This window comes from Maridesulfovibrio ferrireducens (genome assembly GCF_900101105.1).
Taxonomy (GTDB): domain Bacteria; phylum Desulfobacterota; class Desulfovibrionia; order Desulfovibrionales; family Desulfovibrionaceae; genus Maridesulfovibrio; species Maridesulfovibrio ferrireducens.
In genome coordinates, this window is the sequence record NZ_FNGA01000002.1 from 448,735 (window position 1) to 460,668 (window position 11,934).

The following is an 11,934-nucleotide window of genomic DNA, read 5'->3' on the forward strand; positions in this document are numbered from 1 at the left end:
CTTGTATTTTATTCTCCTGACATCTGAATCGCCAATTGCATAGCAAGAGGGAATAATTGATGACAATTAGAATAAAATTATGGCTCATAGGTTTATTAGCAATCTTAGGATTAATAACAATCTTCACAATTAATTATGTTGGAGAAAAATTAATTAATGAGGCTATGATTCTTGAAGAAAATGCAGTTAACGCAGATATTTATTTGCTGCAAACCCGCAGACAGGAAAAGAATTTTCTAATGCGCAAAAAGACTCTGTACCTTGATAGAATGAATTCAAATTCCGAAGTCATGGTAGGGTATCTAAAAAAAATTGACGATCCCAATTTGCAAAAAATTGCAACCGAAGGAATAAAACACTCTTCAGTCTACATGTCTGCCTTCGCTCAAATATCAAAAGATTATATAAGCCTTGGATTGACACATAAAGAGGGAGTACAAGGTAAACTGCGTGATGCAATCCGCAATGTTGAAAAAGACTTACTTGAAGAAGGCAATTCATTTAAAGCCTCCATTAACATGCTGCGCCGCTATGAAAAGAATTTCATGATGTGGGGAGAAGTCGAACAACTTGAAAACTTTAAATCAATTATGTCTGATCTGGTTTCTAAGATAAACGGATCATATTTTACAGCAGAAAGAAAACAAGAATTATTACAGCATCTCGATGAATATCAAAGCAACATGGATGAATATGCCCGTCTTACAATAAAAATTAAAAAAGATGACGTTAAATTTATTCAAATAGCACGCCAAATGGAGCCGATTCTAAAAAGACTGGCAACTGAGGCTAGCGCATTTCTTGAAAGTCAACAAAGTCTAATCTCAACAATTATAATAAGTGTTGAAATTGCGACAACTCTTTTACTACTCCTTGTGATAACACTTATTATAAAATCAATCCTTAAACCTCTTAATGCACTTGAAAGATGCGCCCTAGAAGTAAGTGAAGGCAACTATAAAGCCTGTAGCGAAATGGAGCTTACAGGAGAACTTGAATCGCTTCGTTTCACCATGGCCCAAATGATTGTGAAGCTCGAACTGAGCATGAAGGAAGCTCAGCAAAAAAGTGTCGAAGCTAATGCACAAGCCGAAAAAGCTGAGCAGTCCATGCTGGAAGCACATAAAGAAAAAGAATACGCAACATCTCTGATTGATAAAATGTCAATAATTTCAGGAGAAATTGAGACTATTACTGTTGATCTGAATACAGCGACCGAAGAACTATCCGAACAGAGCCGTGAAATAAAAACAGGTGCCGACAATCAAAAAGACCGCACCCATGAAACAGCTACAGCTATCGAGCAAATGAATGCCACAATCTTAGAAGTTGCAAGCAATTCAGCAAGCGCATCGAACGGAACAGAGGAAGCCAGCCAAAAAGCGGACGAAGGCTTTACAATTGTAGAACAGGTTGTAACCTCCACAGATGAAGTTCAGGATCACACAGCTTCTTTAAAAAATGCCCTTGCTGAACACAGCCACCAAGCGGAAGCAATAGGTCAAATTATGGGAGTTATTTCTGATATTGCCGACCAGACCAACCTGCTGGCATTAAATGCCGCAATTGAAGCAGCCCGTGCAGGTGATGCGGGACGAGGTTTTGCTGTCGTTGCAGATGAAGTGCGCAAACTTGCTGAAAAGACGATGACTGCCACGCAGGAAGTCGGTAGTGCAATTTCCCGCATCCAAACCGGCACAGCTTCGAGTATTTCTATAATGGAAGCAACTGAAGAATCTGTAAGACAATGCTCTGTACTTGCCACAGATGCAGGGCAATCTCTCAAAGCGATTGTGGATATCGTTAATGAATCCGCTGACCAGGTTCGTTCTATTGCAACCGCAACAGAAGAACAGTCCGCAGCCTGCGAACAGATAAACGTAGCAACCATGGAGATCAACACCATCTCTTCTGAAACATCAGAAAGCGTTGATAAATCAATTCATACTGTTAACAGCATTAAATCTCTTGCAGGATCTCTCCACTCGTTGATAGGAAAACTTAATAATTGCAACAGCTAAAGAATCTTATTCTGTAAGATTTACCCACACATCACTCACAAAAAAAGGGGACTGCAAAAGCAGTCCCCTTTTCAATATTCTCTAATCAACCAGTACTCTTTATGCTACCCAATCATCGTCTTCAGAAATTGGAGCAAATCCGCGGCGCATGGTATTTTCACAAACTAACCGTGGGTCCATGAACTGTAACAAGTAGTCAGGGCCACCGGATTTTGATCCGACACCTGACATTTTAAATCCACCGAAGGCGTGTCTTTCAACAAGAGCGCCAACGCTTGGTTTGTTCAGGTATAAGTTACCGACTCTGAATTCTTTGGAGGCATATTCAAGATTTTTAGGGCTTCTGGAGTAAACTGCTCCGGTCAACGCGAATCGTGTTGAGTTAGCAATGTCTACGGCCTCGGAGAAGTCCGCTGCCCGCATAACAACAAGTACTGGTCCGAAGACTTCTTCCTGCGCGATGCGATGATTTTTCGTTATTCCTTCTACTATCAGAAGAGGAGTATAGCATCCGCCCTTTGATGTGTATTCAGCGGGAGCTTCAAGCTTAACAAGAACCTTTCCTTCCTCTTCAGCAATTTTACCGTAATTAAGTACATTCTTCTGTGCAGCCTTATCGACAACTGGTCCCATATAATTTGAAGGATCTTCGGCCGGTCCAAGCTTAACGGATTCAGCGGCTTCCTTCAAACGATGAACAAATCTGTCGTAGATGGAATCAAGCACAATTACGCGGGAACATGCTGAACATTTCTGCCCCTGGAATCCGAAAGAAGCATAAAGCACTCCGAGCACGGCTTCATCAAGATCAGCATCATCATCAATAATGATTGCATTCTTGCCGCCCATCTCAGCGATAACTTTTTTACAGTGTTCCTGTCCGGGATGAACTTTTGCAGCTCGTTCCTGAATCCTCAGACCTACTTCCATTGATCCTGTGAAGGCTATTACAGCTATATCAGGATGATCTACAAGATGATCTCCCATTACTGACCCGCGACCGGGAATGTAGTTGAATACACCATCCGGCAGGCCGGCAGCTTTAAACATATCAACAAGTCCGTGCCCTACTGCAGAAGCAATTCCCGCAGGCTTATAGACAACCGGACAACCGCAGACAATGGCGGCTGAAACCATTCCGACGCTGATTGCCAGAGGGAAATTCCAAGGAGCAATAACGGCGGCAACGCCTTTGCCCTGATAAAAATACTGACTGTATTCACCGGGTGAATTCCCCATACGTCTAGGCTCACCGAGGCGGATAGTTTCACGGGCATAGTATTCCATGAAATCGATAGCCTCACCTACATCCGCCTGAGCCTGCTCCCATTGCTTGCCAACTTCAAGAACCTGCATGGCGCACAGATCATTAATATTCTCTTTGCAATATGCAGCAGCCTTCAACAAGTATTGAGCACGCACTCTCGGTTCAACGTTGCGCCAGTCGATATAAGCCTCTTTAGCTACGCCGACAGCCTTATCAACCTCGGCAACTCCGGCCTGACAAACTGTTCCGATAATCTCGGAAGGGTCCGCAGGGTTATAAGAATCAAGAGTGTCTCCGGTAACAACATCCTGTCCGTTAATATAAAGAGGATACTGCTTACCGAATTCCTTGCGGATATTACTCATCGCAACAGGAAATGCGTCGCGCTGTTCTTTTTCGGTAAAATCTGAAGGAGGGAAATTAGAGAACGGTTCAAGTTCTCCGTCAACGCCTTTATAGCGAATTCTTTTGTCTGGTTTGGCAACAGGTTTATTCGCCAGTTCACTCTCAAGAGTCAGTTCAGGATTCTTGAGAAGAACACTTATGTCTGCTTCATCAGCAAAGGTCTGTTTCAAGAAAGATTCGTTGGCTGTGTTTTCAAGTAAACGGCGAACAAGATAAGCCATTCCGGGAATCAGATCACCATACGGGCAATATAAACGAACGCGCTTAGCAACATTTCTAAGTCCTTTACGAACAGGCTCAGCCATTCCGTAAAGCACCTGAAATTCATATCTTTCATCTGGAACATTCATCTTACTGGCCATTTCCATTATAGCTGAAATGGAACGGATATTATGAGAAGCACAGGCGAAATGACAGATATCATGATTTTCAAGAATCATTTTGGAAACGCGTTCAAAAGCCATGTCGGACTCCGGCTTATGAGTCCACACCGGGACTTCCCAATCATTCTGCTTGGCAATGACTGTTTCATAATCCCAGTAAGCGCCTTTAACCAGACGGATAGATATGGGTAGATTTTCTTCCCGAGCCCAATCGATCAAGTCTTTGACATCATGGTCAACGCACTTAAGGTAAGCCTGAAAAACTATTCCGAGATGCTGATATTCAGGATATTTCTTTCTAAGCCTTTTATACATTTCAATGGTAGGTTCTTTATACTTAAGAGCTTCCATATCAATGCACATGAACCCGTTCATACCCATTACTTTCTGATAGACAGGCTCGATGCTTTTTATCATTCCCTGCACTGTCCCTTCAAGGTCAACAGGCTTGGACTGTGAATAAAAGGCAGAAGGTTTTACTGCTACGTTAATTTTAGGAGCACTTCCCCAGTCCAGATCGCCGGAAGCATCAAGAGCGTCCCATTTTTTATATTCACCCTCAAGGGCATCAAGAACTTCAAGATATCCATCAAGATAAGCCTGAGCCTCTTCCTGACTGACGGTAGCCTCGCCGAGAAGATCCAGAACAAAAGCAAAACCGTCTTTACGCAGCTTGCGAATTCCTTTTACAGCCTCTTTAGCCTTCTGTCCGATAATGAACTGACGAGCCATACCTTCAATATTTGAACGGATGGTTTTGTTCAAAACCTTTGCAACAAGTCCGCCGCCGAATCCGGTTTTAGTAGCGCCCCATTTCAAAACATCCGGGATGTTACTATCGTCTGCGGCAAAATACTCTTCAATATGTCTTGAAAGAGATTCTGAGGTGTTCAGGTAGGGCAGAACATCGACAAAGCGAAACATCTGAACTTTGAAGTCTTCATTCTTCATAGCCCAGTCCATAACCTTGCCAGTCCACCACCCTTTATTAAAAACGGATGGAGCTTCGCCTGAAATGGATTTAAAAAAGACTTTACCGCGCTCAATAACCTGAGGGTCAAGGGTAGAGATTTCTACACTCATAAATCTTCTCCATGATTTTTAATGTTAGTCTTTGAAAAACTTTTCGCAGACTGATTAAAAATCATACCGAAGTTTCGCGGCTTTCAAGAACTGGAGCGTTCACATCTCCAATTCAAACTATGCTACGAAATTTCGGCAGAAGATTTCTCCGGCCTGCTAAAAACCATCACCAATATCCTCGCCCAGAGGAATAGCACGGGATTCCTTAATCGTATTTAAAACGATGGTGGAATTAGTATCTCTTACGGTTTCAATGCGCCCGATAATGCCAAGCATGATAGCCAAGCCGTCAGTATCTTCGCACCGGACCTTAATCAGATAACTGTCCCGCCCTGCGCAATAATGAACTTCCAATACTCCAGGAACATTGGCTAATTCTGCGCCGGTCTTTGTAGCCCCTACCCCTTCACTTGCGTTAACATAAATGAAAGCTGTAAGCGATCTGCCTACAGATTTAGGGTCCACAATGGCTTCATATCCGACAAGTATGCCCTTGCTTTCCAGCTTGCGCACTCGTTCAAGTACAGCAGAAGGTGCCATTCCGACTTTTCTTGCGATATCGGCATTAGAAATCCTTCCACTATTCTGAAGTATTGTCAGAATTCTTCTGTCAGTTTCGTCAATCTTTCTCTTACTCATGTGTTTATACGAATAAAATTCAATTTTAAAGATTTTGTCAAGATAAAAGACGCCACACACCACTCTAAACAGACTAAAGTTTAGCTAAACCCTGTTTTTTAAGAACATAAATCAGACCAAGATATTTCAACGTCAATAAAGTAAAGAACACAAATCAGCAACTAAACATTCATCTTAAGAGTGAAAAATCATGAATGCACAATAACCACTATACACAATAATCCACTAAAAAAACCCTAATCTTGATAATCATTAGAACTTTTGGAAGTCAATTGGAAGTATTTACAGCATAATATTCGTAAAACAGTATTACCAAGAACTCCAGCATTTTCGTACAAATCACATATACATTTCCTTGACACATTTCATTCAACAAAATAATTCTTCTTTAAATCTAAAAAGCTACAGACCTTGTCTCCCTCAAACTACTTAAAGAGAGCACTAAAAATAAATGTCATCATCCAGCATTCTTTATCTCAAACTGATCGCATCTGTTATATTCTGGGGCGGAACATGGATTGCCGGAAGAATTCTCGCCGGAGATATGACTCCTTATTCGGCGGCTTTTCTCCGCTTCCTATTCGCAACATTTTTTATGTTCATACTCGTATGCAGAGCAACCGGAAAAACTCCAAAGTGCAACAAAGAAGACGTACTTCCATTAATATTTCTGGGTATAACCGGAGTCGCTCTATACAACATAATGTTCTTTACCGGACTTCAAACTGTTACAGCCGGGCGAGCCGCCCTGATTATTGCGGCTGTCCCGACAGTAATAGCCATCGGCTCCGCCATCATATTTAAAGAAAAATTCACTCTGTCAAAAGCGGCCGGATTTCTAATTGCTCTTATCGGGGTAAGTACCGTTGTCGGAGATGGAAACCCTCTTGCTATTCTGACTAAAGGAATCAGCTTCGGAGATCTCTGTATTATCGGCTGTGTTTTCAGCTGGACGGCTTATTCTTTGGCTGGAAAGCCCGTAATGAAAAGAGTTTCCCCGCTCAACGCAGTATTCTGGTCATGTTTATTCGGAGCCATGATGCTCTCGATTCCGGCTTTTTCACACGGCCTGATTGCTGAAGTTAAGGTCATGTCATTACTGGACCTGGGCTGCCTCCTGTTTCTTGCTTTTCTCGGTACAAGTCTGGCTTTCAGTTGGTATTGTGAAGCTATCGGTAAAATAGGTCCGTCAAAAACAGGTATTTTTATCAATCTGGTACCGATCACCGCCATCCTTCTCGGAGCTATTATTCTTGATGAGCAAATTGGGATGTCACTGATTATTGGCGGTACTCTTACTATTTCCGGGGTTTGGCTCACTAATCGAAGCTAAATTTCTTAGCTTGTGGTTCTTCGTAAAAAAGTAGATGATGCCTTTTTTCTAAAACATCATTTTATTATGATTATCCATAACTACAAAACAACAAAATTATGCATAACACCGAAGATTTATACGATGACGAAGAGGAATATTCAGGACCCAGTCGCTCCCAGAAAAAAAGGGATATGACTAAGTTACAAAAACTGGCCGAACAGTTGATGAAAGTAGGTACTGAAGCAATAAAAAAATCGGAACTCCCTAAATACTTCATTGATGAAGTCCTGACTGCCAAAGCCATCACAGCGCACGAAGCAAAAAGACGTCAGACTCAGTATCTCGGCAAACTGATGCGCGAAATTGAAACGCAACCCGTAATCGATTTTCTGAACGACCTCGAATTCGGTAACAGTGAAAAGAACATGAGGTTTCATCAACTTGAAAAGTGGAGAGAAAAACTGCTCGAAGGCGATCAGACAACGCTTGATGAGATTATGGAACTTCATCCACATGCCGAAAGACAAAGAATCGCGCAACTTGCCAGAAATGCTAAAAAAGAAATAGAGGCAGGAAAACCTCCCAAATCTTCCAAAGCTCTTTTCAAGGCTTTACGCGAAGTAATTGAATCAGCCTCTTGACGTTCTCGTAACGATCACTATCTTATGCTTGTTGTGAATTAATTCACATCATCAATCTGTTTTTGTATATACCAAGGAGACAGGCCATGACTTATATTTATAGCGGTGTAGAATTAGAAGAAAGAAATTGCCCTCATTGCAACGAACCTCTTTCCCCGTGGATTGCTCCTCCTGAATCAGGATGGGGAGTTATTGTTGTCTGTAATAATAACAAATGTTCATTTTTTGTGGGTTCTGATTCAGACATCATTAACAAACGCGAGGACTCAAACCTCGGCTGCCGTTACGCAGAAAATCCCGATAACAAATATACCCCGTTCAACCTGCTTGCATGGTGCAAATAGTCTGAATCTTCTTTAAAATTACTAAAACCCCGGAAGAAGAAATTCTTCCGGGGTTTTCTTGTTTTTTAAACCGAATATTTGCCGACGCTTAAAATCAGGCTTAAACCGCTCAAATTTTGTTGCAGATAATTAAATATCACACTGACTCTCTATAAAAAAACAGCCCTGCTCACCAGGATGAAAAAAAGTAATTGCATTATTCCACAGGAAATATCATGAACCGAGTATTTTCCGACACTTAATGGCAAGTACCAACTCCCCATTTTTGAATATTTTTTTTACCCTCTACTTTTTATGCAAGGATTTGCCTGATGACTTTCAATGTCATGACTGCCGAAATTTCTCATGAAACCAATTCGTTTAGCCTCCACAAAACCGGGAAACGAGCCTTCATGGCCCGCTATGCGCTAATGGGTGACGCTGCTGTTGCTGAGAGAGGGGCAGAAAACACAACGCTTGCTGGCTTTCTTGATATAGGCCGTGCGCATGATTGGCAGGTCACTCATGTTATCAGTGCCGCTGCCGGACCTAGCGGTAAAATCAGGCGCAAAGCTTTTGACTGGCTGTGTGAGCCGATTCTTTCCAATATCGAAAACCATCAATATGACGGATTGCTTCTCGGTCTACATGGAGCAATGGGGCTTGATTTCTGCGAAGATGGCGAAGGTGAACTGCTTCGGCGTATCCGCAGTCTGGTGGGGAATAAGATGCCGATAGCCATCACTCTGGATCCACATGCAAATGTCGGTAAACAGATATGTGAATTGGCTGACATCATTGTGTCATACAAAACATACCCGCACATCGATATGCGTGATATCGGTCAGCAAGCTGGCGAAATTCTCCAGCGGACTATGGCGGGCGAAATCAAACCACGTACAATCCGCGTCAGTCGACTTATGCTCGAAGAAATCAATGGAGGACGAACAGATATCGGTCCGATGATCGAGCGCATTGCCGCAGCACAAAATTATGAAGAACAGGCGGATGTTTTCGCCGTAAGCATCAATGCCGGATTTGCCAGTGCTGATGTCAGAGAAGTTGGCCCAACAGTGTTGGTGACCGGACAAGGAGATTTTGCCACGCACACGGCATTCGCCGAAACCATCGCAGATGACATCTGGAACCGGCGCTTTGAAGTTCTCAACGACTATCTCGACGTGACAGAAGCAGCCGCAATTGCCGCGGCCTATGATTCCGACAAAGGGCCGTTGGTCATTGCCGACTATGCGGATAATCCCGGAGCCGGAGGCTATGGCGATTCAACGGATTTATTACGTGAATTGCTCAATGCGGGTGTGACCAATGGATGTTTTGCTCCCATAGTAGATGGAGACGTCGTGCAGACGTTGCAGGCAGCAGTTGTTGGAGAATATGTTCAGATTGAACTTGGTGGCAAGACCGATCCTGATTTCGGTGGCGGTCCGCTTGCAGTTGAGGCCGAACTCCTTTTTCTGAGCGACGGACACTTTATTGGCGACGGTCCCATGATCCATGGACTCCGCGGCAGTTTCGGCCCCAGTGCAGTTATCCGTGTCGGCGGTATTGAAATATTGGTGGTTACCATCCCCGGACAAATACTTGATTTGCAACAGTTTAAAGCCTTTGATATTGATCCGCAACACAAGAAGGTTATAGCTCTAAAGTCGATGCAACACTTCCGCGCTGCGTTCGAACCGATTGCTGGACAAATAATAATCTGTGACAGTGGAGCACTTTGCACCCCACGATATGACCGATTGCCCTATCGCAATGTACCAAGACCTATTTTCCCACTCGATCAGTTTGAAATATGATTTCACGCGAAATTAAACAATCAATTAATGACCATTTTTCATGTAGCAATTCATACTTAGCAATCCATTGACAAACAAAATAACAATCTCTATTCCATTTATCCGAGCAACACAATTCTATCAGCCACGCAATACGGATCTGCGAAATACTCCCTTTTTCCTGAAATCAACCCAATGTTCATTTTTCACTTACACCGTGTAAAATAATCGCCATTACGAGAAATAAAATGTCTGTCTCTGATTCAAAATATCTACCTGTAGTAGCCCTTGTCATTGCTGTTTTTTTATGGGCAAGTTCCTTTGTAGTCCTAAAAATAGCTTTGGCCGTTTACGATCCAATGATTGTAATTTTTGGAAGAATGATTCTGGCTTCACTATGTTTTGTCTTTTTTATCCCAACCTTTAGAAAACAAAAATTTCAAAAGGGCGATCTAAAATGGCTGCTCGTCATGGCATTTTGTGAGCCATGTATGTACTTCGTCTTCGAAAGCCACGCCATGATATACACTTCCGCTTCACAAGCCGGAATGATCGTGGCTACTCTTCCGCTGCTTATGGCTGTGTCGGCAAGGTTTATTCTAGGCGAAAAGCTAAGCAGAAAAACTCTCATAGGTTTCGTGATGGCTGTAATCGGAGGAATCTGGCTTTCTATTTACGGCAGTTCCACCGAAGCATCCCCCGACCCTATGCTGGGTAATTTCCTAGAATTTTTAGCGATGTGCTGCGCAGTCGGCTACATGACCATTTTAAAAAAAATGACAGCCCACTATTCAGCTCTTTTTATCACCGCGTTCCAAGCTTTTATGGGGGCGATCTTTTATCTTCCCCTTTTAGCACTGCCGACAACTGTTATGCCGACAACGTTTCATCCCGCTGCAACCTTTTCCATTATATACCTAGGAATTGGTATCACCCTCGGCGCGTACGGCTTGTATAACTACGGAATGAGCCGGTTACCTGCGAATCAGACTACAGCATACGTTAATCTGATTCCGGTTTTTACCCTGATTATGGGCTGGACAATACTGGACGAAAAATTAAACACCATGCAGTTCATCGCAGCAGGACTGGTCATGTGCGGTGTAATACTCAGTCAGGATAATCGCAGCCGCAAAAAATCAGAACTAATATAATCAGATTTATTCTTCCTCAATAAAAAAAGGACCGGCAGGGAGTTCAATCGAATCCATTTGAGCAGCTTCAAGGAGAAGTCTGGAAACAGCCTTCTCCCCTTCTTCTCCGACATCCATGCTGTAATCGGTCACGAAAGTATCAATATGCTCACTGACCACATCATCATCCATTTCCTGAGCATGTTCTTTGATGTAGGGCCACGACTGATCCGGGTCTACGTATGATAACGTCAAACTTCTACGTATTGCGGAATTTATTAAGGAGGCGACCTCGCTTCCGAGAGATCTTTTTATCGCGATACAACCGAGTGGAATCGGAAGACCTGAATAATCCTCCCACCACTTGCCGAGGTCGGCGACCTTTGACAAACCAAGCCCCTTAAACGTGAATCGCCCTTCGTGAATAACCACTCCGCCGTCAACTTCACCCGAAACAATCGCGGGCATAATTTCATCAAAAACCTTTTCAACCGTTTCAACCTGTATTCCGGCTTCGCGGCACATCAGATTAAACAATAAATTTGCAGTCGTATGTCGTCCGGGTATTGCGATACGCTTGCCATTAAGGGCCTCTATAGTGCAAGGTTCCTGAGTCAGTAAAAGCGGACCGACTCCTCTGCCCATGGCACCGCCAGCTCGCAGGAGAATATAGTCATTCAAAATATGCGCGGCCGCATGAACTGAAACTTTACAAATATCCATCCGCCCTGCGCGGGCCAGAGAATTCAACTCCTCTACATCCGCGAGAGTAATGTTTAATGTGTAAGGTTCAATATTGATCGCTCCGCTTGCGAGGGCGTGAAATATAAACGTATCGTTAGGGCATGGTGAATAGCCCATTTTTAGTATTTTACTCATGGAAATGAGTTTTATATTTTTATTGATTGGAAATCCAGTATTGACATGG

General features: G+C 43.1%; 9 protein-coding genes. 6 read left to right on the top strand and 3 right to left on the bottom strand.

Annotated features, from left to right (window positions below; translation table 11 throughout):
* Positions 1–59: 59 nt before the first annotated feature.
* Positions 60–2,021: a methyl-accepting chemotaxis protein gene (locus tag BLT41_RS17430; RefSeq protein WP_092159559.1), complete on the top strand. Its 1,962-nt coding sequence runs from the start codon at positions 60–62 to the stop codon at positions 2,019–2,021.
* A gap of 99 nt (positions 2,022–2,120) precedes the next feature.
* Here the strand turns inward: BLT41_RS17430 and BLT41_RS06780 are convergent, their stop codons facing one another.
* Positions 2,121–5,159 carry a proline dehydrogenase family protein gene (locus BLT41_RS06780; RefSeq protein ID WP_092159560.1) on the bottom strand — a complete coding sequence of 1,013 codons (3,039 nt, stop codon included), beginning with the start codon at positions 5,157–5,159 and terminating at the stop codon, positions 2,121–2,123.
* A 156-nt stretch (positions 5,160–5,315) separates the two neighbouring features.
* Positions 5,316–5,798, bottom strand: a complete 483-nt coding sequence (locus BLT41_RS06785) for an Lrp/AsnC family transcriptional regulator (protein WP_092160355.1) — start codon at positions 5,796–5,798, stop codon at positions 5,316–5,318.
* 451 nt (positions 5,799–6,249) lie between these two features.
* On the opposite strand from BLT41_RS06785, the gene BLT41_RS06790 reads away from it, so the two are divergent.
* The 5 genes from BLT41_RS06790 (at position 6,250) to BLT41_RS06810 (ending at position 11,027) form a co-directional block, all read left to right on the top strand.
* Positions 6,250–7,131: a DMT family transporter gene (locus BLT41_RS06790; protein WP_092159561.1), complete on the top strand. Its 882-nt coding sequence runs from the start codon at positions 6,250–6,252 to the stop codon at positions 7,129–7,131.
* Positions 7,132–7,229: 98 nt separating this feature from the next.
* The gene (gene yjgA / locus BLT41_RS06795; protein ID WP_092159562.1) at positions 7,230–7,754 is read left to right on the top strand and encodes a ribosome biogenesis factor YjgA; all 525 of its coding nucleotides are present in this window, start codon (positions 7,230–7,232) and stop codon (positions 7,752–7,754) included.
* An 86-nt stretch (positions 7,755–7,840) separates the two neighbouring features.
* On the top strand, positions 7,841–8,098 hold the full coding sequence (locus tag BLT41_RS06800; RefSeq protein WP_092159564.1) for a hypothetical protein: 258 nt from the start codon (positions 7,841–7,843) through the stop codon (positions 8,096–8,098).
* Between the two features lie 311 nt (positions 8,099–8,409).
* Complete coding sequence (locus BLT41_RS06805; RefSeq protein WP_092159565.1) at positions 8,410–9,894, top strand: M81 family metallopeptidase; 1,485 nt, start codon at positions 8,410–8,412, stop codon at positions 9,892–9,894.
* A 227-nt stretch (positions 9,895–10,121) separates the two neighbouring features.
* Positions 10,122–11,027, top strand: coding sequence for a DMT family transporter (locus BLT41_RS06810; protein WP_092159566.1), 906 nt, complete (start codon positions 10,122–10,124; stop codon positions 11,025–11,027).
* A 6-nt stretch (positions 11,028–11,033) separates the two neighbouring features.
* Here BLT41_RS06810 and BLT41_RS06815 read toward each other — a convergent pair whose 3' ends face one another.
* On the bottom strand, positions 11,034–11,885 hold the full coding sequence (locus BLT41_RS06815) for a 1,4-dihydroxy-6-naphtoate synthase (RefSeq protein ID WP_092159567.1): 852 nt from the start codon (positions 11,883–11,885) through the stop codon (positions 11,034–11,036).
* Positions 11,886–11,934 lie beyond the last annotated feature (49 nt).

Excerpts from the sequence above, each read along its gene's own strand:
- BLT41_RS17430 (WP_092159559.1), top strand. The coding sequence starts at position 60 with ATGACAATTAGAATAAAATTATGGCTCATAGGTTTATTAGCAATCTTA.
- BLT41_RS06780 (WP_092159560.1), bottom strand. The coding sequence starts at position 5,159 with ATGAGTGTAGAAATCTCTACCCTTGACCCTCAGGTTATTGAGCGCGGT.
- BLT41_RS06785 (WP_092160355.1), bottom strand. The coding sequence starts at position 5,798 with ATGAGTAAGAGAAAGATTGACGAAACTGACAGAAGAATTCTGACAATA.
- BLT41_RS06790 (WP_092159561.1), top strand. The coding sequence starts at position 6,250 with ATGTCATCATCCAGCATTCTTTATCTCAAACTGATCGCATCTGTTATA.
- yjgA (WP_092159562.1), top strand. The coding sequence starts at position 7,230 with ATGCATAACACCGAAGATTTATACGATGACGAAGAGGAATATTCAGGA.
- BLT41_RS06800 (WP_092159564.1), top strand. The coding sequence starts at position 7,841 with ATGACTTATATTTATAGCGGTGTAGAATTAGAAGAAAGAAATTGCCCT.
- BLT41_RS06805 (WP_092159565.1), top strand. The coding sequence starts at position 8,410 with ATGACTTTCAATGTCATGACTGCCGAAATTTCTCATGAAACCAATTCG.
- BLT41_RS06810 (WP_092159566.1), top strand. The coding sequence starts at position 10,122 with ATGTCTGTCTCTGATTCAAAATATCTACCTGTAGTAGCCCTTGTCATT.
- BLT41_RS06815 (WP_092159567.1), bottom strand. The coding sequence starts at position 11,885 with ATGAGTAAAATACTAAAAATGGGCTATTCACCATGCCCTAACGATACG.